This is a genomic window from Hydrogenophaga sp. (assembly GCF_035481345.1).
Taxonomy (GTDB): domain Bacteria; phylum Pseudomonadota; class Gammaproteobacteria; order Burkholderiales; family Burkholderiaceae_C; genus Hydrogenophaga.
The window spans coordinates 71,996-93,624 of record NZ_DATIGV010000164.1 but is presented as its reverse complement, the minus strand read 5'-3'; the positions used below and the strand labels follow the sequence as shown (position 1 = coordinate 93,624).

Annotated in this window: 16 protein-coding genes; 6 read left to right on the top strand and 10 right to left on the bottom strand. The window is 68.6% G+C overall.

Annotated features, from left to right (window positions below):
* Positions 1 to 17: 17 nt before the first annotated feature.
* Positions 18 to 1,691, top strand: a complete 1,674-nt coding sequence (locus VLG41_RS17095) for a tannase/feruloyl esterase family alpha/beta hydrolase (RefSeq protein WP_325350595.1) — start codon at positions 18 to 20, stop codon at positions 1,689 to 1,691.
* Between the two features lie 31 nt (positions 1,692 to 1,722).
* Here VLG41_RS17095 and VLG41_RS17090 read toward each other — a convergent pair whose 3' ends face one another.
* From VLG41_RS17090 to VLG41_RS17080, 3 genes are all read right to left on the bottom strand, one after another.
* Positions 1,723 to 3,546, bottom strand: coding sequence for an acyl-CoA dehydrogenase (locus VLG41_RS17090; RefSeq protein ID WP_325350594.1), 1,824 nt, complete (start codon positions 3,544 to 3,546; stop codon positions 1,723 to 1,725).
* A gap of 62 nt (positions 3,547 to 3,608) precedes the next feature.
* Entirely contained in the window at positions 3,609 to 4,784 is a 1,176-nt protein-coding gene (locus VLG41_RS17085) for an acetyl-CoA C-acyltransferase (RefSeq protein WP_325350593.1), read from the bottom strand.
* 28 nt (positions 4,785 to 4,812) lie between these two features.
* Complete coding sequence (locus VLG41_RS17080) at positions 4,813 to 6,927, bottom strand: 3-hydroxyacyl-CoA dehydrogenase NAD-binding domain-containing protein (protein ID WP_325350592.1); 2,115 nt, start codon at positions 6,925 to 6,927, stop codon at positions 4,813 to 4,815.
* A 362-nt stretch (positions 6,928 to 7,289) separates the two neighbouring features.
* Here VLG41_RS17080 and VLG41_RS17075 point away from each other — a divergent pair, with 362 nt between their 5' ends.
* From VLG41_RS17075 to VLG41_RS17060, 4 genes are all read left to right on the top strand, one after another.
* On the top strand, positions 7,290 to 7,997 hold the full coding sequence (locus VLG41_RS17075) for an N-acyl amino acid synthase FeeM domain-containing protein (protein WP_325350591.1): 708 nt from the start codon (positions 7,290 to 7,292) through the stop codon (positions 7,995 to 7,997).
* Positions 7,998 to 8,085: 88 nt separating this feature from the next.
* The gene (locus VLG41_RS17070) at positions 8,086 to 10,170 is read left to right on the top strand and encodes a response regulator (protein ID WP_325350590.1); all 2,085 of its coding nucleotides are present in this window, start codon (positions 8,086 to 8,088) and stop codon (positions 10,168 to 10,170) included.
* 111 nt (positions 10,171 to 10,281) lie between these two features.
* The gene (locus VLG41_RS17065) at positions 10,282 to 10,695 is read left to right on the top strand and encodes a hypothetical protein (RefSeq protein WP_325350589.1); all 414 of its coding nucleotides are present in this window, start codon (positions 10,282 to 10,284) and stop codon (positions 10,693 to 10,695) included.
* The gene (locus VLG41_RS17060) at positions 10,692 to 11,459 is read left to right on the top strand and encodes a hypothetical protein (RefSeq protein WP_325350588.1); all 768 of its coding nucleotides are present in this window, start codon (positions 10,692 to 10,694) and stop codon (positions 11,457 to 11,459) included. The genes VLG41_RS17065 and VLG41_RS17060 overlap by 4 nt, the downstream gene beginning before the upstream one ends.
* Positions 11,460 to 11,487: 28 nt before the next feature.
* Here the strand turns inward: VLG41_RS17060 and VLG41_RS17055 are convergent, their stop codons facing one another.
* From VLG41_RS17055 to VLG41_RS17025, 7 genes are all read right to left on the bottom strand, one after another.
* On the bottom strand, positions 11,488 to 12,183 hold the full coding sequence (locus VLG41_RS17055) for an ABC transporter ATP-binding protein (protein WP_325350587.1): 696 nt from the start codon (positions 12,181 to 12,183) through the stop codon (positions 11,488 to 11,490).
* 82 nt (positions 12,184 to 12,265) lie between these two features.
* On the bottom strand, positions 12,266 to 13,045 hold the full coding sequence (locus VLG41_RS17050) for an ABC transporter ATP-binding protein (RefSeq protein ID WP_325350586.1): 780 nt from the start codon (positions 13,043 to 13,045) through the stop codon (positions 12,266 to 12,268).
* Positions 13,042 to 14,403, bottom strand: coding sequence for a branched-chain amino acid ABC transporter permease (locus tag VLG41_RS17045; RefSeq protein ID WP_325350585.1), 1,362 nt, complete (start codon positions 14,401 to 14,403; stop codon positions 13,042 to 13,044). Before VLG41_RS17045 ends, VLG41_RS17050 begins: the two co-directional genes overlap by 4 nt.
* A 1-nt stretch (position 14,404) precedes the next feature.
* On the bottom strand, positions 14,405 to 15,439 hold the full coding sequence (locus VLG41_RS17040) for a branched-chain amino acid ABC transporter permease (RefSeq protein WP_325350584.1): 1,035 nt from the start codon (positions 15,437 to 15,439) through the stop codon (positions 14,405 to 14,407).
* An 80-nt stretch (positions 15,440 to 15,519) separates the two neighbouring features.
* Positions 15,520 to 16,755, bottom strand: coding sequence for a branched-chain amino acid ABC transporter substrate-binding protein (locus tag VLG41_RS17035; RefSeq protein ID WP_325350583.1), 1,236 nt, complete (start codon positions 16,753 to 16,755; stop codon positions 15,520 to 15,522).
* 154 nt (positions 16,756 to 16,909) lie between these two features.
* Positions 16,910 to 18,553 carry a 3-(methylthio)propionyl-CoA ligase gene (locus VLG41_RS17030; RefSeq protein WP_325350582.1) on the bottom strand — a complete coding sequence of 548 codons (1,644 nt, stop codon included), beginning with the start codon at positions 18,551 to 18,553 and terminating at the stop codon, positions 16,910 to 16,912.
* Between the two features lie 116 nt (positions 18,554 to 18,669).
* Entirely contained in the window at positions 18,670 to 20,409 is a 1,740-nt protein-coding gene (locus VLG41_RS17025; RefSeq protein WP_325350581.1) for a carboxylesterase/lipase family protein, read from the bottom strand.
* Positions 20,410 to 20,581: 172 nt separating this feature from the next.
* On the opposite strand from VLG41_RS17025, the gene VLG41_RS17020 reads away from it, so the two are divergent.
* Positions 20,582 to 21,613, top strand: a complete 1,032-nt coding sequence (locus tag VLG41_RS17020; protein WP_325350580.1) for an AraC family transcriptional regulator — start codon at positions 20,582 to 20,584, stop codon at positions 21,611 to 21,613.
* Positions 21,614 to 21,629 lie beyond the last annotated feature (16 nt).

Here is a 21,629-nt window from a genome sequence, read left to right as displayed (position 1 = left end):
CGAAGGAGACAGAAGTGATGAGAAAGACGTTCTTCGCGACCAGCTGTTGCGTGGTCTTGCTGGCGCCTGTCGCCCCGTTGCATGCCCGGCCGCTGCCGTGCGCGCAGATGCAGGCGCTGACCATCCCCGCGTCCACCATCGGCCTGCCCACGGGCGGCGGGCAGGTCACCGAGGCGGTGGTCGTGCCGGCCGCCGGGTCGGCAGCGTCCGCCACACCCGAGCACTGCCGTGTGACCGGCACGATCGCCCCCATCGATCCGCAGGCCCCGCGCATCACCTTCCGCGTGGTGCTGCCCGTGGCCTGGAACGGCAAGGCGATGATGTTCGGCGGTGGCGGCTTCAATGGCACGGTGCCCAACGTGGCGGGCAACGTGCCGGCGGGGCCGACCGACCGGCCCACGCCACTGGGGCGCGGCTATGCCACGTTCGCCAGCGATTCGGGCCACCAGGCCAACGCCACCGGGTCCCTGGACGGCCAGTTCCTGCTGAATGAGGAGGCGGTGCGCAACTTCGGTGGCGAAGCGCTCAAGAAGACGCGCGACGCCGCGGTGTTCCTGATCGGCAAGCACTACGGCCGGGGCGCGCCGAAGAAGGCGTACTTCGCCGGCGGCTCCACCGGCGGACGGGAAGCACTCTCGCTCGCGCAGCGCTGGCCGGGCGACTGGGACGGCATCATCGCCTGGTACCCGGCGTGGAACCAGCTCTCCGCCATGCTGGGCGGCCACCGCGTCAGCCGCGCCCTGGCGCAACCCGGCGCCTACCCCAACCCCGCCAAGCGCGCGCTGCTGCGGCGTGCGGTGCTCGACACCTGCGACCTGCTCGACGGCGTGGCCGACGGCGTGGTGAGCCACCAGACACAGTGCAACGCCGTCTTCGACCCGGCTGTGGCGCAGGTCGCTGGCGCCCCCTTGCGCTGCGCCGGTGGCACCGAGGCTGGTGACGCCTGCCTGTCCGACGCGCAGATCGCCGCGCTCAACACCATGAACACGGCGGCGCGGTTCAACTTCTTCCTGGCCAGCGGCTCCGGCGGCTACCCGGGCTACAACGTCTGGGGCGCCTCACTGGGTGGTGCCGCCGGCTCGTCGCCGGTGCACCCGGTCGAGACCTTCCTCAACCTGGGCACCGAGCAGCCGGCCATGCCCGTGCCCGCGGGCGCTCCCTACATCACCAAACAGCTCGACCAGGTGATCAAGCTCGGCGTCACACGCAACCCGGCCTTCGATTCGCTGGCGCTCGACCCGGAGAACCCCGGCCCATGGGCGTCCCGCTTCAGCGCGCTGAGCACCATGCTCGACGTCGGCACGGACCTCAGCGCCTTCGCCGCCCGGGGCGGCAAGCTGCTGCTCGCCCACGGCGTGTCGGACGTTCTGGTGAGTGCCCGCGCCACGGAGCAGTACTACCAGCGTCTGCAGGCGCAGATGGGGGCGCCGCGGGTGAACGACTTCGTGCGCTACTACGAGGTGCCGGGCTATGGGCACGCGGTGAGCACGGTGTTCAACGCCACCTGGGACTCCTTGACGGCCCTGGAGAACTGGGTGGAAAGGGGCGCGGCACCGCGGGAACAGATCACCACCGACACGGTGGGCGTGCCCGGGCGCCAGCGGCCGCTGTGCGAGTACCCCGCCTGGCCCCGCTACCGTGGGGCGGGCGACGTGAACGCCGCCGCGTCCTTCGAGTGCACCTACCGCTGAAGGCCAGCGCGCCCCGAGACGGCGCGCCCGCCTAGAACGCCTCTTCCGGCAGCGCCGCGCAGGTCGCATCGCGCTGGCTCACCACGCCGAGCCAGGCGCCGATCTTCGGCAGCTCGTAGTGGAAGAAGAAGCGCATGGCGCCCAGGCGGCCGGTGCGCGCGGCGCTCTCGGGCGCGGCGTGCGCGGCCAGGGCCACGTCGAGCCAGATCCAGGCGAGCACCGTGTGCCCGAAGGCCTGCAGGTAAGGCACGGCGTTGGCCAGGGCCTCGGCCGGGTCGCCGCTGGCCCAGGCGGCCTTGGTGGCAGCGCCCACCTGAGCCAGCGCCTGGCCCAGGGCGTTGCCATGCACCGCCAGCTCTGGCACATGCATCGCGGGCTCGATGGTGGCGTTGATGCGCTGCGCCAGCAGTTGCAGGCCGCGGCCGTTCTCCATCAGCACCTTGCGGCCCAGCAGGTCCATGGCCTGGATGCCGTGCGTGCCCTCGTGGATCATGTTCAGGCGGTTGTCGCGCCAGTACTGCTCCACCGGAAAGTCGCGCGTGTAGCCGTAGCCGCCGTGCACCTGGATGGCGAGGCTGTTGGCTTCCAGGCACCACTCGCTGGGCCAGCTCTTGGCGATGGGCGTGAGCACCTCCAGCAGCAGCCGCGCCTCGTCGGCGGCCTCGGGCGCGCCGGTGTGCTGCTCGTCCACCAGGCGCGCGCAGTACAGCTCCAGCGCCAGCGCGCCTTCGCAGTAGCTCTTCTGGGCCAGCAGCATGCGCTTGACGTCGGCGTGTTCGATGATGCGGCTCTGCGGCCTTGAAGGGTCCTTGCCCTCGGGCCCCACGGGGCGGCCCTGCGGGCGGTTCTTCGCGTAGTCCAGGCTGGCGTGGTAGCCCGCCATGCCCAGCATGGTGGCGGCCATGCCCACGCCGATGCGGGCCTCGTTCATCATGTGGAACATGCAGCGCAGGCCCTCGCCGGGCTGGCCGACGAGGTAGCCGATGGCGCCGGCGCCGCCGCGTGCGGGGAATTTGCCTTCGCCAAAGTTGAGCAGCGTGTTGGTGGTGCCGCGCCAGCCGCACTTGTGGTTCAGGCCGGCCAGGGCCACGTCGTTGCGCTCGCCGGTGAGCTTGGCGTCGGCGTCGACGAGCTTCTTGGGCACGATGAACAGCGAGATGCCCTTGACGCCCGGCGGCAGCTTTCCGTCCGGCCCCGGGATCTTGGCCAGCACCAGGTGGATGATGTTCTCGGTCAGCTCGTGCTCGCCGGCCGAGATCCACATCTTGTTGCCCTTGAGCCGGAAGCGCGGGCCCAGCGGGTCGCTCAGGTAGTCCTCGCCGTCGGGCACGGCGCGCGTGGCCACGTCGCTCAGGCTCGATCCGGCCTGCGGCTCGGAGAGGCACATGGTGCCGGACCAGCGGCCCGAGAACTCATTGAGCGCGAACACGCGCTTCTGCGCCTCGGTGCCATGCGCCATCAGCAGGTTGGCGTTGCCCACGGTGAGCAAGCCGCTGCCGATGCTGACCGAGGCCATGGCGAAGAAGGCGTTGGCCGCCGCCTCCACCGTGTAGGGCAGCTGCATGCCGCCGATCGCGTAGTCCTGCGCGGCGCTGAGCATGCCGCTCTCGGCATAGGCCTTCTGCGCCTCGTGCGTGGCCTGCGGCAGGATCACGCGCTCGCCGTCGAAGTGCGGCTCCTGCGTGTCCACCACGCGGTTGAAGGGCGCGTACTTTTCGCGCGCGATGCGCTCGCAGGTGTCGAGCACGGCGTCGAAGGTCTCGCGGCTGTGGTCGGCGAAGCGCTCGCGCTGGTTCAGGGATTCGACCCCGAGCCAGTCATTCAGAAGGAAGTCGACGGTGGGGCGAAGGGACATGGCGGCTCCTCGAACCTCAAAGAAAACGGGCGGCCAGGCCGCCCGTCATCGCTCGCGGGTGCTCAGAGCACCTCGAACACCCCAGCGGCGCCCATGCCGCCGCCGATGCACATCGTGACGCACACGCGCTTGGCACCGCGGCGCTTGCCTTCGATGAGCGCATGGCCCGTGAGCCGCTGGCCCGACACGCCATACGGGTGGCCCACCGCGATGGCGCCGCCGTTGACGTTCAGGCGGTCGGCCGGAATGCCCAGCTTGTCGCGGCAGTAGATCACCTGCACCGCGAAGGCCTCGTTCAATTCCCACAGGTCGATGTCGCTGACCTTCAGGCCCAGCTTCTTGAGCACCTTGGGCACGGCGAAGACCGGGCCGATGCCCATCTCGTCGGGTTCGCAACCGGCCACGGCGAAGCCGAGGAAGCGGCCGATGGGCTTGAGGTTCTTCGAAGCGGCGTACTGCTCGCTCACCACCACGCAGGCGCCCGCGCCGTCGCTGAACTGGCTGGCGTTGCCAGCCGAGATGACACCGCCCGGCAGCGCCGGCTTGATGCCGCTGATGCCTTCCTTGGTGGTGCCCTCGCGCAGGCCCTCGTCGGCGCTCACGGTCACCTTCTTGGTGATGAGGCCCATGACCTTGTCGGCCACACCCGCGGTCACGGTGATGGGCGCGATCTCGTCGTTGAACTTGCCGGCGGCCTGGGCGGCGCAGGCCTTCTGCTGGCTCGCGGCGCCGTACTCGTCCATCACGTCGCGGCTGATGTTGTAGCGCTTGGCCACCTGCTCGGCGGTCTGCAGCATGCTCCAGTAGATCTCGGGCTTTTTCTTGTCGAGGTCGAGGTCGCGCAGCATGTGCATGTTCATCTCCTGCTGCACGCAGGAGATGCTCTCCACGCCACCGGCCACGTAGACGTCGCCCTCGCCCGCGATCACGCGCTGGGCGGCCATGGCGATGGTCTGCAGGCCCGAGGAGCAGAAGCGGTTGACGGTCATGCCCGCCACGCTCACGGGCAGATCGGCCATCAGGGCGATCTGGCGCGCGATGTTGGCGCCGGTGGCGCCTTCGGGGTTGGCGCAGCCCATGATCACGTCCTCGACGGCGGCGCCCTCCACGCCCGCGCGCTCCAGCGCGGCGCGAACGGCGTGGCCACCCAGGGTGGCGCCATGGGTCATGTTGAAGGCGCCCTTCCAGCTCTTGGTCAGCGGCGTGCGGGCGGTGGAAACGATGACGGCGTTGCTCATGTGATATCTCCTGATTCGATCGCGGCCATCAGCCGTTGAAGTTCTTGCCCTCAGCGACCAGGCGCTGAATGAGGGGCGCAGGCTCCCAGAACTTCGCGTCGTCGAGCGGGTTCTTCTGGAAGCGCTTCATGGCCTGCGCCACGTTGAACAGGCCCACCTCGTCCGCGTACTTCAGCGGGCCGCCGCGGTGCACCGGGAAGCCGTAGCCGAAGATGTAGACCACGTCGATGTCGCTGGCCTTGTTGGCGATGCCTTCTTCCAGGATGTGCGCGGCCTCGTTCACCAGCGAGAACACCAGGCGCTGCACGATCTCCTCGTCGGAGATCTTGCGCGGCGTGATGCCCAGCGCCTTGCGGTGGTCGGCAATCATCTGCTCGACCTCGGCGTTGGGAATGGCGTCGCGCTTGCCGGGCACGTAGTCGTACCAGCCCTTGCCCACCTTCTGGCCGAAGCGGCCCTTCTCGCACAGCAGGTCGGCGGTCTTGCTGTACTTCATGTCGGGCTTCTCGGTGTAGCGGCGCTTGCGGATCGCCCAGCCGATGTCGTTGCCGGCCAGGTCGCCCATGCGGAACGGGCCCATGGCGAAGCCGAACTTCTCGATCGCGCGGTCCACCTGCGCCGGTGTGCAGCCCTCGTCGAGCAGGAAGCCGCCCTGGCGGCCGTACTGCTCGATCATGCGGTTGCCGATGAAGCCGTCGCACACGCCCGAGACCACCGCGGTCTTCTTGATCTTCTTGGCCACGGCCATCACGGTGGCCATCACGTCCTTGGCCGTCTTGTCGCCGCGCACCACCTCCAGCAGCTTCATCACGTTGGCCGGGCTGAAGAAGTGCAGGCCCACCACGTCCTGCGGGCGCTTGGTGAAGTTCGCGATCTTGTTGACGTCCAGCGTCGAGGTGTTGGACGCGAGGATCGCGCCCGGCTTCATCACCTCGTCGAGCTTCTTGAACACGGCTTCCTTGACGCCGATCTCTTCGAACACGGCCTCGATCACGAGGTCGGCGTCCTTGATGTCGTTGTAGTCCACCGTGGTCTTGAGCAGGCCCATGCGCGCATCCAGCTTGTCCTGCTTGAGCTTGCCCTTCTTCACCTGGGCCTCGTAGTTGCCGCGCATCACGCCCACGCCACGGTCCAGGGCTTCCTGCTTCATCTCCAGGATGGTGACGGGAATGCCCGCGTTGAGGAAGTTCATGGAGATGCCTCCACCCATGGTGCCGGCGCCGATGACGGCCACCTTCTCGATCTTGCGCTGGGGCGTGTCCTCCGGCACGTCGGGGATCTTGCTCGCGGCGCGCTCGGCCATGAACAGGTGGCGCAGCGCGCGGCACTCGGGCGTCCACATCAGGTTGATGAACATCTCGCGCTCGGTGAGCATGCCCTGGTCGAACTTCTGCTTGGTCGCGGCTTCCACCGCGTCCACGCACTTGGCCGGCGCGGGGAAGTTCTTGGCCATGCCCTTGACCATGTTGCGCGCGAACTGGAAGTAGGCGTCACCGTCCTTGTGCTTGCAGGGCAGGTTGCGCACCAGCGGCAGCGGGCTGCCGTCGGCGTGCTTCGCGGCCACTTCCTTGGCGAAGGCCATCGCTTCGTCGAGCAGCTTCTCGGGGCTGCTGGCCATCTTGTCGAACAGCTTCTGGCCGGGCAGTTGCGCGAGCATCTCGCTCTTGACCGGCTCGCCGCTGACGATCATGTTGAGCGCGGCTTCCACGCCCAGCACGCGCGGCAGGCGCTGCGTACCGCCGGCACCGGGGATCAGGCCCAGCTTCACCTCGGGCAGCGCGATGTTGGCGCCCGGCGCGGCGATGCGGTAGTGGCAGCCCAGCGAGAGCTCCAGCCCACCGCCCATGGCCACGCTGTGGATGGCGGCCACCACGGGCTTGCTGCAGTTCTCCACCGCCAGGATCACGCTCAGCAGGTTGGGCTCGGCCAGTGCCTTGGGCGTGCCGAACTCCTTGATGTCCGCGCCACCCGAGAAGGCCTTGCCCGCGCCCGTGAGCACGACGGCCTTGACGGCCGGGTCGGCCTGCGCCTGCTCCAGCCCGGCCGTGATGCCCTGGCGCGTGGCCAGGCCCAGGCCGTTGACCGGTGGGTTGTTCAGCGTGATCAGCGCGATGTCTCCATGGACCTTGTACTCAGCCGTCATGTGGGTTCCTTCGATGGCGGTTTGGGGAAAAGAACGGTCGTTCGATTTTGACATTCTAGAAAGGCGCCTCCAGAGCGCCAACCGCGTTTGTCGCGGGAGGGACAAAACGCGCGGGCGGACGTTATCGCTACGTGTGGTCTCGCGCGGAACGAAAAGGAATACGGCCGTGCTAATCGCCCCCGCGCCGGCCCGCAACCGCTCCAAAAGCCGCAGCAGCGCACAGGCGTCGGGACTGCGTCTGCCGCACGCGACACCAGGCTTTCACGACTCGTGCGTGAGACAAGCGCAATTGACAATGTCCAAGTGCCAACTTTGGCACACCTTGCCGCCACCGCCCATCGCTTTTCGTTTGGAGAATCCCCATGGACCTGATCAAGACCCTCGCCGCCGTCGCCCCACCCTCCACCGGCACCCGCGCCATCGGGCAGCCCATCGTCCCGTGGTCCGCGCCCGGCGCCACCCCCTGGCAGGTGCCCGAGCCGCTGAGCGCGCTCGTGCTGCCCACGCGCGCCGACCGCATGCGCATTGCCCACCTGCGCGACCTGGCCGACTTCAAGTCGGAGTACCTGCTGGACCCCGGCCTGGCCGCCCTGGAGGACAACAAGGACGACGCGGGCGTCGTCATGGCCCTCATGCGCGGCCACGAAGCCATCGCCACCATCCGCTTCATCCCGTCGGGCCATGGCCTGACGCTGACCGAACGCTTCTGGTCCGACCTGGTCAGCGATCCGGCCATCCTGGGCCGCGACAGCTGGGAAGTGGGCCGCCTGGTGATGGCGCCCGAGCACCGCCGCGCCGACCTGCTGACGCCGCTGCTGCGCCTGTCCCTGATGGAGCTGATGCGCCGCGAGCACGTGCAGCACATGCACGGCTCCTGCGTCATGCGCATGACGCGCCTGTACCGCCGCTTCGGCTTCCAGATCCACGCCCTGCGCAGCCAGGCCGGCCTGGACTGCGCCCTTGTGCACGCCTCGGTGGAGGCGTCCATGCGTGCTTTCCATATCGACGAGCCCGTCACGGCACCGGCGCCGCTGGAAACCCACCACAGCGAAGCGCTGCTGCTACAGTGATTCGCGCACCGGCGGCCAGACCGGGTGAAACTGGCCGCGCCCGCCCCTGGGCGGTCAAGGGGCGTGACATCACCAGGCGAGGAGACGCATGAGCAAACGCGGGGGGAGCCTTTTCGATCGCTACCGGGCTCACCACGAGCTGGACCGGCCGCTGCTGCAATGGATCGGCGTGGTGGGCGTCATCGCCTTCCCGGTGCTGTACGCGCTGCGCCGCGCCGCGGGTGACGGCGGCTACGACGACCTCTGGTGGCGCCTGCCCGCCATCGTGCTGTGCCTGGGCCTGGCCCTGCGCCGCTGGTGGCCCGAGCGCTTGAAGCCCTACTACATCGCGTACTCGTGGTGGGTGGTCTTCTACTCCCTGTCCTTCCTGATGTCGTACACCATGCTGCTCAACCGGGGCGGCACGCCTTTCGTGGTGAACATGGTGATGTGCACGGTGCTCATCGTGCTGCTGGCCGATTGGCGCAACAGCGTGGTGATCCTGCTGCTGGGCTATGCGCTCGCGCTGGGCCTGTACTTCCTCTTCGAATCCAACCCCGTCGTGCCGCGCGACTTCGTGTTCGCCGCCGGGGGCTCGGCCCTGCTGGTGGCCGGCGGCGCCTTGTCGCACCAGGGTCAGAAGCGCGTCGAGCTCGAGCGCATGCGCCGCGTCTACATCGGCCTGGCGGGCTCCGTCGCGCACGAGATGCGCACGCCGCTGGCGCAGGTGCGCCACGCGCTCGACAACATCGCCAACGCCATCGGCAGCCGTGGCGCGGACCCGTCGCTCTCTCTTGCGCCAACCCAGGTGCAGCAGTTGCGGGCCAACGTCCAGCAGGGCCATGAGGCCATCGCCCGCGGCCTGCAGGCGATCGAGATCACGCTCAAACAACTGCAGCCGGACGCCCCTGACCAGGGCCGCCTGCACACCCTCTCGGCCGCCGAGACCGTGCGCCGGGCCGTGGACCATTTCGCTTACGACGCCGCCGAGCACCGCGAGCGCGTGCAGGTGGCGGTGGAGCAGGATTTCCGCTTCCGCGCAGACCCCACGGCGGTCGAGCTGGTCTTCTTCAACCTGCTGAAGAACGCGCTGTACTACGCGCCCCTGCACCCCGACATGACGGTGCGGCTCACCGTCACCACACACCCCGAGCCCAGCGTCGTGGTGCGCGACACGGGTCCTGGCATCGTGCCCGAGTTCGTGCCCCACCTGTTCGAGGAATTCCAGACCACCGGCAAGGCCGAGGGCACGGGCCTGGGCCTGTCCTTCTGCCGCCGCGTGATGCGCGGCCTGGGTGGCGACATCGAGTGCCGCTCGGAATGGGGCCGCTTCACCGAGTTCACGCTGCGCTTTCCGCTGGCGCCCGCCGGCGCGCCGGTCACCAGCGTGGCGCCGGCCAGCGTGGCCCTGGCCGGGCGCAGCGTGCTCATCGTCGACGACCAGCCGCTCAACCGCACCATCGCGCGCGCCCTGGTGGGTGAGCTGGGCCTGACCGTGCTGGAGGCCGAACACGGCCAGCAGGCGCTGGACATCCTGCAGGCCGGCACCCTGCCCGATGCCATCCTCATGGACATCAACATGCCGGGGCTCGACGGCATCGCCGCCACCCGGCGGCTGCGCGCCCTGCCCGGCGACGCCGGCCGCGTGCCCGTGCTCGCGCTCACGGCCAACGACTCTCCCGCCGTGCAGACACGCGCGCGCGAGGCCGGCATGCAAGGCGTGCTGGGCAAACCCATCGACCCGGCGGCGTTGCAGCGCGCGCTGGGCGCCGCGCTGGAAGGCCGCAGCCCGGCGCCGGCGGCGCCGCCCTCGGCACCACCGGCCGAGCTGCTCAACACGGGGCGCATCGAGAACTTCCGCCGCCTGGGCCTGCTGGAAGACCTGCTGCCGCGCGCGCTGCTGGACCTGCGCCGCCACGTGCAAGCCCTGGAACAGGCCGCCACCGGGGACGACCGCGAAGCCGTGTCCGCGGCCTTGCACGCCTTGGTGGGCCTGGCCGGCGAGGTGGGCGCGCAGACCCTGCACGCCCGCGCGCGCCAACGCTACGCGGGCTGGCTGCAAGGCCAACGCCCCGCCGGCACGGACTGGACGCGGGAGCTGCGCGACCTGCTGGAAGCGACCGAGCGGGCGCTGTGGCAGCACTGCGGCGTGCGGGCGCTGCAAGCCGCGGACGCGCGCCCCGGCGAGGCCTGACGCGCCTCACCGCAAGGTTACGGTTTCGTGAGGACTGCGCGGGGGTCGCCGCGCGACAGAAAGCGCCCCGGGCGTCGCCGGGGCGCCCTCCCTGTTCATCTCGCGTCCTTCATGTCCGTACTTGATGCATTGCTTGGCCCGGCACCCGAGCCGCTGGCGCACGACCCCCACACCGGCGAGCTTCGCCGCCTGCTCCTCGACGACGATGTGCTGGTCCACCTGCACGACGTGCATTGGCACGAGCGGGTGGCGCTGTACAGCGTGCCCGGGCGGGTGCCTGACACGCCGTGGCTGGCGGGGCGCACACAGGTCTGGTCGCACGCCGTGCCGCTACCCAACGACGCGCGCGCGTTGGCCGTGCTGCAGATCGAACCGGCGACCCGCGAACTGTTCCTGGCTGAGGTCTGGCCGCGCGCGGCGCTCGACACCACCACGCTGGGGCAGCGGTTGGACGAACACCTGGAGCGGCATCGCGAATGGCGCAAAGCATTGAACCAGGTGAACCACGGAGGGAGCCCGGCATGAACAAGGTGACAGGCCACAAGCGCACGCACGATTGCCTCTGCAGCGACGAAGAACAGGACCAGCCACCTGCGGCCCAGCATCCAACGACCCCGCTCAACACCAGCCGATGCACCGTGAAGGCGATCCCGGGGCACCGGTCACGCCTTCAGGCGCCGCCCCAGTTTCCAGGGGAGCCGCTCAACCGGTGCCTTGGCGTCTGGGGCTGGCTGCCAGCATCAATGGTCGAAGAGTTCCGGGGAAAGCACTACGACCCTTTCATGCAGGCACCACCAGAGGCGCCAGACCCGCCCCCTGCCCTCCTTGTCCAGCCCGCCGCCGACTCCGGCAACGAGACCGATGCCCAGCTCCTAGAGCAACTGGAGCAGGCCTGTGACGCCCAGGTCCTGTCGACAGGCCGCACGAATGCCGCCGTGAAGCTTCTGAAGGAACCCAAGCCCCTGAGTGAACGGGTCACCCTGCTGCTGAACGAAAACGAGACGGCAAGCAAGCTGGCACAGACCCTCCTGTCTCTGCTCGAGTGCTGCGAGCCCGATACGCGGGCGCACAGGTTCGTCATGAGTCTTTTCCTGGCCATGAGGCGCTTGCCCATTGCGCACCACCACCGCAAGAGCTTCATCGACAACCTGCCCCCCACGCTGTCGCCGCAACTGCAATGCCATGCACCCGCTATCCAGGACTACTGGGTCAATCTCGCCAACGGCCAGCGCGGCAAAGAAGAAACGCGAGCGCTGGCCCATGCGGTGTGCAAGCACTTTGGCTGGTGAATGTCGCTGCCAGCCTTCCCCGGGCCCGCTACACCTCCAGCCACTCCTTGCGCACCGCTGGATCGGCCTTCAACTGCTCCGGCGTGCCATCGAAGACGATGCTGCCGTGCCCCATCACCAGTGCGCGGTCGGAGATGCGCATGGCGATGGTGAGCTTCTGCTCGATCAGCAGCACCGAGATGCCGCGCGCCTTGAGCGCCTGCAGGTACTCGGCCACCAGCTCCACGATCTTGGGCGCCAGGCCTTCGGTGGGCTCGTCGATGATGATCAGGTCCGGGTCGCCCATGAGCGTGCGGCACAGGGTCAGCATCTGCTGCTCGCCACCCGAGAGCACGCCGGCCTCCGTGTGCTGGCGCTCCTTCAGGCGCGGGAACATGGTGTACATGTCGTCGAAGCCCCAGCGCGAGCCCTTGCCGGCACCCTTCTGGCCGAGCATGAGGTTCTGGTGCACGGTGAGCGTGGGGAAGATGTCGCGGTTCTCGGGCACGTAGCCCAGGCCCAGGTGGGCCACCTCGTAGGCCTTGCGGCCCACGATCTCCTGGCCCTTCCACGACACGCTGCCCTCGCAGTCCACCAGGCCCATCACGGCCTTGGCCGTCGTGGAGCGGCCCGATCCGTTGCGTCCCAGCAGCGCGACGATCTCGCCCGCGCGCACCTCGAAGTCCACGCCATGCAGCACATGGCTCTTGCCGTAGTAGGCGTGCAGGTTCTCGATCTTCAGCATCTCGGACCTCCGTAGGGCCGCCCCAAGGAGGGCCGCGCCCCCTCGGGGGGCAGTGCAGCGGCAAAGCCGCAAACGTGGGGGCTCATTGCCCCGCTCCCTGCGCTTCGGCCACGTGCGAGCCCAGGTAGGCCTCCTGCACGCGCGCGTTCGCGCGCACCGCGTCGGGCGTGTCGAAGGCCAGCACCTCGCCATACACCACCACGGCGATGCGGTCGGCCAGGCCGAAGACCACGCCCATGTCGTGCTCCACGGTCAGCAGGGTCTTGCCCTCGGTCACGTCCTTGATGAGGGCGATGAAGCGGCTGGTCTCGCTCTTGCTCATGCCGGCCGTGGGCTCGTCGAGCAGGATCACGCTGGCGCCGCCGGCGATGGTGATGCCGATCTCCAGGGCGCGCTGCTCGGCGTAGGTGAGGTTCATGGCCAGCACGTCGCGCTTGCGGTCGAGCTGGATCATGTGCAGCAGCTGCTCCGCGCGCTCGTTGGCGTCGGTCAGGTCGGCCAGGAACTTCAGGAAGGTGTAGCGGTAGCCCAGGCTCCACAGCACACCGCAGCGCAGGTTCTCGAACACGCTGAGCTTGGGGAAGATGTTGGTGATCTGGAAGCTGCGCGACAGGCCCGCGCGGTTGATCTCGAAGGGCCGCTTGCCGTCGATGCGCTGGCCGTTGAGCAGCACCTGGCCGCTGGTGGGGGCAAAGCGCCCGCTGATGAGGTTGAACAGCGTGGACTTGCCCGCGCCGTTCGGGCCGATGATGCCCACGCGCTCGCCGGGCCGCACGGCCAGGTTCACGCCGCGGATGATCTCGGTCTTGCCGAAGCTCTTGCGCAGGTCTTTCAGCTCCAACGCCGGTGTGGGTCCGCTCACGGCGCCTCCTTCTGCTTGATCTGGTTCTCGATGTCTTCCTGGATCGCGCCCCAGCGGCGTGCGAAGCGCTTGCGCGTGAGCTCGAACAGGGCGAAGCCCACCCCCGCCACCAGCACGGCGCCGATCCAGCTCGCCCAGCCGCGCGCGTGCAGCGTCAGGCCCAGGAAGTTGAGCTCGTCGCCCAGTGTGGTGCTGAGCTGCAGGTGGTAGACCATCTCGATGATGGCCGCCGCACCCACCAGCATGACCACGGTGGCGGCGAACAGGGCCAGGTAGCTGCCGGTCAGCTCGCGCAGGCGGCCATACGCGGCCACGCGCACGTTCATCATGATCAGCGCGGCGATGCCGCCCGGCGCATACATCACCATGAACAGGAAGATGAGGCCCAGGTACAGCAGCCAGGCCTTGGTGAGCTCGGACAGCAGAATCAGCGCCAGCACCATCAGCACGCCGCCGATGATGGGGCCGAAGAAGAAGGTGGCGCCACCCAGGAAGGTGAACAGCAGGTAGGCGCCCGAGCGCGCCGCGCCCACCACCTCGGCCGTGACGATCTCGAAGTTGAGCGCGGCCAGGCCGCCCGAGATGCCGGCGAAGAAGCCCGCGATGATGAAGGCCAGGTAGCGCACCTTCTGCGTGTCGTAGCCCACGAACTCCACTCGCTCGGGGTTGTCGCGCACGGCGTTGAGCATGCGGCCCAGCGGCGTGCGCGTGAAGGCGTACATGAGCGCCACGCACACGAAGGTGTAGACCGCGATGAGGTAGTACACCTGCCGCTGCGGCCCGAAGGTGATGCCCATGAAGGGCTCACCGGCCATGCGATCGCCCGAGACACCGCCCTCGCCGCCGAAGAACTCGGGGATCATCAGCGACAGCGCGAACACCAGTTCGCCCAGGCCCAGGGTGATCATGGCGAACGTCGTGCCCGACTTGCGCGTGGTGACGTAGCCGAACAGCACCGCGAAGAACAGGCCCGCCAGGCCGCCCACGATGGGGATCAGCGACACGGGCATCTGCATCGCGCCTTCGGTGACCTGGTTGAGCGCGTGGATGGCCATGAAGGAGCCCAGGCCCGTGTACACCGCGTGCCCGAAGCTGAGCATGCCGCCCTGCCCCAGCAGCATGTTGTAGGACAGGCAGGCGATGATGGCGATGCCCATCTGCGACAGCACGGTCAGGCCCAGGCCGCTGCCCCAGATGAGCGGCGCGATGGCGAGCAGCAGCGCGAAGCCGCCCCAGAGCGCGATGCGTGACGGGGGAAGTGCCCGAGCCAGGGGACGCCGCGAAACCGGCGTTGCCGGGCCGCTGGTGTCGCCCCCTTGAGGGGGTCGCGCAAAGCGCGGCGGGGGTGTCGTATTCATATCAGCTTTCCCGTTTGCCCAGCAGGCCACGGGGCCGGAAGATCAGGATCAGCACGAGGAACAGGTAGGGCAGGATGGGCGCCACCTGCGACAGCGTGAGCCGGATGTAGGAGTTGTTGCGCAGGCTGTCGGACAGCGGCACGCCGATCTGCTCGAACAGCGTGAGCAGCGAGTACTCGAAGGCCACGGCGAAGGTCTGGATCACGCCGATGAGCAGCGAGGCCACGAAGGCGCCCGAGAGCGAGCCCATGCCGCCCACCACCACCACCACGAAGATGACCGAGCCCACGGTGGCGGCCATGGCAGGCTCGGTGAGGAAGGTGCTGCCGCCGATCACACCGGCCAGGCCCGCCAGCGCCGAGCCGGCGCCAAACACCAGCATGAAGACGCGCGGCACGTTGTGGCCCAGCGACTCCACCGCCTGCGGGTGCGTGAGCGCGGCCTGGATCACCAGCCCGATGCGCGTGCGCGTGAGCAGCAGCCAGACCGACAGCAGCATCACCACGGCCACCATCATCATGAAGCCGCGCGTGGCGGGGAACGGCGAGCAGACCACGCGCACCGCCGCGTTGGCGGCGCTGCACAGCTCGGGCGCGGCCGTGCCCCAGACCAGGCGCAGGCCGTCGATGGAATGGTTGATCAGGGTGAACACCGGGCCTTGCAACTGCTCGGGCGGGCGGAACTCCACCGCGATGCGGCCCCAGATGAGCTGCACCAGCTCGACGATGACGTACGACAGGCCGAAGGTGACCAGCAGCTCGGGCACGTGGCCGTACTTGTGCACCTTGCGCAGGCACTGGCGCTCGAAGGCCGCGCCCATGAGTCCGACCACGATGGGCGCGATGAGCAGCGCCGGCCAGAAGCCCACGAACTGCGCCACCGTGTAGCCCACGTAGGCGCCCAGCATGTAGAAGCTGGCGTGCGCGAAGTTGAGCACGCCCATCATGCTGAAAATCAGCGTGAGCCCCGAGCTGAGCATGAACAGCAGCAGCCCGTAGCTCAGCCCGTTCAGCATCGAGATGATGAAAAACTCCATTCCCTCAGACCTTCATCGTTGAAATTGAAAGAGCCCGAAACGGCACCCCGCCTCGGGCTCCTCGGGGGAGCTCTGCTCGCTCAGGACGGGCGCTTCATCTGGCAGCTGGTCGGGGTACTCGACACATAGTTCGGGTACTCCGCCACCGGCGCCAGCGTCATGCCGGTCTTCTCGGGGCTGTAGGGGTACTTGCCGTCGGCCTTCTGCCAGACCGACATGTACAGCGGCTGCTGCAGCTGGTGGTCGTTCTTGCGCATCTGCACTTCGCCGTTGAAGCTCTTGACGCTCAGGCCTTCCATGGCGGCCGCCACCTTCACCGGGTCGGTGGACTTGGCCTTGGCCATGGCCGCGCCGAGCATCTCGTAGATGCGGATGGTGGAGCCGGTGTAGAAGTCGTCGTTGTACTTCTGGTTGAACTCCTTCATCCACTTCTCCATCTGCCCGCCCATGTTGTAGTGGTTGTAGGCGATCTGGTAGACGCGGCCGGCGCCGTTGGTGCCGAGCGCGGTGGGGGTGCCGGTGACGCCGGCGTAGTAGGTGAAGAACTTGCCGTTGTAGCCGTTCTCGTTGGCGGCCTTGATCAGCAGCGACAGATCGGAGCCCCAGTTGCCGGTGATCACGGTGTCCGCGCCCGCGGCCTTGATCTTGGCGATGTAGGGCGCGAAGTCGCGCGTCTGGGCCAGCGGGTGCAGGTCCTCGCCCACGAACTGGATGTCGGGGCGCTTGCGGCCGATGGTTTCCTTGGCGTACTTCACGACCTGGTGGCCGTGCGAGTAGTTCTGGTTGAGCAGGTAGATCTTCTTGATGTCCGGCTGCGTGGCGATGAAGCTGGACATGGCCTCCATCTTCATCGACGTGTCGGCGTCGAAGCGGAAGTGCCAGTAGCTGCACTTGCTGTTCGTGAGGTCCGGGTCCACCGCCGAGTCGTTGAGGTACATGACCTCCTTGCCGGGGTTGCGCGCGTTGTGCTTTTCCACCGCATCGGCCAGCGCCAGCGCCACCGACGAGCCGTTGCCCTGGATGATGTAGCGCGCACCCTGGTCGATGGCGGCCTTCAGCGCGTTCAGGCTTTCGGCGGGGCTGAGCTTGTTGTCGATGGCGGTGATCTCGAACTTCACGCCGGCCGGGTTGCCCTTGCCGCTGAACTTCTCGGCGAAGAACTGGTAGCCCTTGAACTGGCTCACCCCCACAGGGCCCAGTAGGCCCGTCAGGGGATCGATGCGCACCATCTTCACGGTCTCGCCCGCCTGGGCAAAGGACGCGCCCGCGGCGGCCAGCATGGCGGCGCCTGCGAGGATCTTCACGGTCAGTTTCATGCCTTTGTCTCCTTGATGAATCCGTTGAACCACAAACCCGCGCAGGGTAAGGCGCATCGGCACCGGGGCGTTTCAGGGATTGCCCGGGCTCCTATCCCCTGGGCGACACCCTGCGCCGTCATGGTGCGGCCACGCGCCTGTCATCGACCGTCCGTCACAGGCCGGGCAGCGCGTAGTCCTTGAGCTGCTGGCGCAGCACCATCTTCTGCATCTTGCCGGTGGCGCCCAGCGGAATGGCCTCGACGAAGACCACGTCGTCCGGGATCTGCCACTTGGCGGTCTTGCCCTCGTAGAACTTCAGCAGTTCCTCGCGCGTGAGTTCGGCGCCCGGCTTCTTCACCACCACCACGATGGGCCGCTCGTCCCACTTGGGGTGCTTCATGCCGATGCAGGCGGCCATGGCCACGGCCGGGTGCGCCATGGCGATGTTCTCCACGTCGATCGAGCTGATCCATTCGCCGCCGGACTTGATCACGTCCTTGCTGCGGTCGGTGATCTGCATGAAGCCGTCGGCGTCGATGGTGGCCACGTCGCCGGTGGGGAACCAGCCGTGGCCTTGGGCGTCGTAGCGCAGCGGGTCGCCACCTTCGCCCTTGAAGTAGCTGGCGATGATCCAGGGCCCGCGCACCAGCAGGTCTCCGTAGGCCTTGCCGTCCCAGGGCAGCTCCTCGCCGGCCTCGTTCACGATCTTCATGTCCACGCCGAAGATGGCGCGGCCCTGCTTGAGGCGCACCTTGAGCTGCTCGTCGGCGGGCAGTTCCAGTTGCGCGTTCTTGAGCGTGCACACCGTGCCCAGTGGCGACATCTCGGTCATGCCCCAGGCGTGCAGCACGTCCACGCCGTACTGGTCGTTGAACGCGGTGATCATGGCCGGCGGGCAGGCCGAGCCGCCGATCACCGTGCGCTTGAGGGTGCTGAACTTCAGGCCGTTCTGCTGCAGGTGGCCCAGCAGCATCTGCCAGACCGTGGGCACCCCGGCGGCCATGGTCACGCGCTCGGCCTCGATGAGTTCGTAGACCGACTTGCCATCCAGCGCCGGGCCGGGGAACACCAGCTTGCAGCCCACGGCCGCCGCGGAATACGGCAGGCCCCAGGCGTTGACGTGGAACATGGGGACGACGGGCAGGATGCTGTCGCGCGCCGAACAGCTCATGGCGTCGGGCATGGCCGCGCCATAGGCGTGCAGCGTGGTGGAGCGGTGCGAGTACAGCGCGGCCTTGGGGTTGCCGGTGGTGCCGCTCGTGTAGCACATGCTCGACGCGCTGTTCTCGTCGAACTCGGGCCAGGCGTAGGCGTCCTTCTGCGCGCCGATCCAGGCCTCGTAGCTCTGCAGGCCCGGGATGCCGCTGTCGGCCGGCAGGGCATCGGCGTCGCACAGGGCGATCCAGTGCTTCACCATGGGGCACTTGCTCCACACCGCCTTCACCAGCGGCAGGAAGGTCATGTCGAAACACAGGACCTTGTCCTCGGCGTGGTTGACGATCCACACCAGTTGCTCGGGGTGCAGGCGCGGGTTGAGCGTGTGCAGCACGCGGCCGGTGCCGCTGACGCCGAAATACAGTTCCAGATGGCGGTAGCCGTTCCAGGCCAGCGTGGCCACGCGGTCGCCGAAGGCCAGGCCCTGCGCGTCGATGGCATTGGCCACCTGGCGCGAGCGCCGCGACACCTCGCGCCAGGTGGTGCGGTGGATGTCACCCTCGACACGGCGCGAGACGATCTCGGTGGCGCCGTGGTGCCGTTCGGCGTGCACGATGAGGTTGGAAATGAGCAGCGGTTGGCTCTGCATCTGGCCCAGCATGTGAATGTCTCCTGTCTACCGGCAAGGGGATGGGGCATTCATCGTAGCGGGTGAAGCGCGGTGCAGCGCCGCCCTCCACCGAGAGAAAACCCCGACATGTCCGATGCGGGACAGGCTCAAGGCACGGCGCTGATCTGCGGCACTGTCGGCGTGGCGTCGAAGCGCAATTGCGCGGGCCAGGGCTGCCAGTTCACGCCCAGGCCCGCGTGGTTGGGATCCCCCTGGTGTGCGAAGGCGCCGAGCGCGGCCATCATGTGCGCGGACAGCGCGAGCCGCCCGGCGCGGTTGGCGTTGCCGCCGATGGTGTTGGCGAACAGCGAAGGGCCGAAGTTGCCGAACAGGAACGGCAGGTCGAAGGCGTGCGCGGCGCCATAGACCGTGTTCCACGGCGCGGGCTGCTGCGCCCAGTCGAACTGGTAGTACCAGACCTCGGGCTGCCGGGCCTTGAGCGTGTTCAGCACGTTGTCGCGGCTGGGCGCCATGAAGGCGGCGGACAGTTGCGCGGCGCGCGCGGTCCAGCCGGTGAGCGGCGTATTCGACGGCGTGTAGGCGGCGTCGAGGATGTCGCCTTCGGTGAGCGCGGTGGGCGCGTCGGGGTCGAAGGCTTCCATCAGGTTGAAGCGCGTGGCGTCGTCGATCTTGAAGCCCGGCGGGCCGCCGAGCAGTGTGAGGAAGGGCGCGAAGAGCTTGCCCTCCTCGCCCGTGTTGCCCGCGAGCACGGGCACCCGCTGGTAGTGACCGGCCGCGATGGCGGCGATCGGGTCGGCGGGCAGCACCGCGCCGTCGGGAATCGGCCCGGAGCCGGTGAGCCCGTTCACCAGCAAGGTCCCCAGCAGGGTGGCGCCGCTCTTGCCGCGCAGGTAGTCGGCGATCTGCGTGTCCGATTGCGTGGCGATCCAGGCCTGCGCACCCGGGAGATCGGCGGCCAGGCCGTCGGCGATCGCCAGGCGCGCCAGCAGCCCGTTGGCCTGGGCCAGGTAGGTCGAGGCGGGATTGAGCGTGGGAATGGTGCCGGGCGGCAGGTTGCTCGCCAGGGAAATGCCACCCGACAGCGGCACCGCCTGTTGGAACAGCCCGGCGCCCAGCGGCGAGGCCATCAGCGCCCACACGTTGATGGCGCCAGCCGACTGGCCCATCAGCGTGAGCTTGTCGGCGTTCCCGCCGAAGGCCGCGATGTTCTGCCGCACGAAGCGCACGGCCTGCACGATGTCGAGCAGCGCGAAGTTGCCCGAGTCCTCCTCGGGGTCGGTGCCGCCCTTGAGCTGCGGCAGGTTCAGGAAACCCAGCACGCCAAGCCGGTAGTTCAGCGTCACCACCACCGTGTTGGTCTCGCGCGCCAGGGCCGCGCCGTCGTACACCGGGTCGGCCGTGTAGCCCGAGATGTTGCTGCCGCCGTGGACGAAGACGATCACCGGCAGACCGGTTCCACTGTTCGCCGGGCGCCACACGTTGAGCGTGAGGCAGTCTTCGCTGCCGAGCGGGGTGTTCAGCGTGGTGCCGATGGTGGCGTCGTGCCGGTTGTTGGCGCCCGGGCCGTAGATGCGGCCGTTCTGCAGGCAGGCGGCGCCGAAGCGGGTGGCGTCGCGCGTGCCGCTCCAGGCCAGTGGGGCGGCCGGTGCCTTCCAGCGCCGCGCGCCCACCGGCGCCTGGGCATAGGGAATGCCCTTCCAGTGGTAGGTGCCGTCGATGGCGGCGGCGTTGACGCCGCGCACGCTGCCCTGGGCGAGCTGGCGGACTTCGGGCGCCGGTGGCTCGGGCGCTGGCGGCTGGGCCGTGGTGCCCCCGCCGCACGCGGCCAGCAGCGCGAAGGCTGCGCCCGCGCCCCATTTCACCGACACCGGTGTGCGTTCGAACATGACGGGTCTCCTCTGGTTTTGGGGGTAAACAACAGCTTGCGCCGTGCACTGAAATCCCTTTGAATCCGGCTCCGCCCGGCGGCGCCGTCCTTGAAAAAATTCTAGGAACGGGCGTGCGCCGCGCCGCTATCGCAACGTGGCCATTCCAGTGACTTCACGACGCCAATCTCCGATGACAAGGACAAGCTCCGTCACCTGGGTCCGGGGCATCGCAGACCTGTTTGCGTCCCAGGGGCTGGACGTGCCGCGCCTCTTCGCGGCGGCCGGCGTCGACATGGCCCTGCTGCAGCGGCCCGAGGCCCGTTTCGATGCCGAGGACATCAGCCGCCTGTGGCGGCTGGCGGTGGCCTGGTCGGGCCAGCCGGCGCTGGGCATGGACCGCGAACTCGCCACCCGCCACGTCAACTACGACATGGTGGCCTACGTGATGCTGGCCAGCCCCACGCTGCGCTGCGGACTGGAGAGCTTCGCGCGTTACCTGGCCGTGATCTCCGACGCCGCCACCTTCGAACTCGAGCCGCAGGGCACGCAGCAATGCTGGCTGGTGCTGGGCCACATCGGCAACACGCAGCCGGTGCCGCGCCAGCGCCAGGAATACGGCCTGCTCGCGTTGGCCATGCTGTGCCGCTGGGTCACGCGGCGCGAGGTGCGGGCGCTGGCCGCCGAGTCCGTCTTCCCCGAGCCGGTGAACGCCGAGCCGTACCAGCGCGCCTTCGGCTGCCCGGTGCGCTTCGATCGTCCGGCCACACGGCTGCTGCTCGACAACGCGGACCTGGAGACGCGCCTGCCCTCCAGCGACCCGGAGCTCTTCGACATGCACCGGCGCGTGATCGAGGCGCGCCTGGTGCACCTGGGCAATGCCCGCGTCGGTCACCGCGCCAGCGAGGCCATCATCCGCTGCCTGCACCTGGGCGAGCCGCGCCGCGAAGACATCGCCAGCGGCCTGGCCATGGCCGACCGCACGCTGCAGCGCCGCCTGCACGAGGAAGGCACCAGCTTTCAGCGGCTGCTGGACGATGCGCGGCGCGACCTGGCGCGCAAGTACCTGGCCGAACCGCGCTACGCCCTCGCGCAGGTGGCCGACCTGCTCGGCTTTGCCGACCAGAGCAATTTCTTTCGCGCGAACAAGCGCTGGTTCGGCGTGTCGCCGGGTCAGTACCGGGCCCGCTTGCTGGGCGCCGAGGCGGTGAGCGAATCCGGCTGAGCCCGCGGGCGCGCGC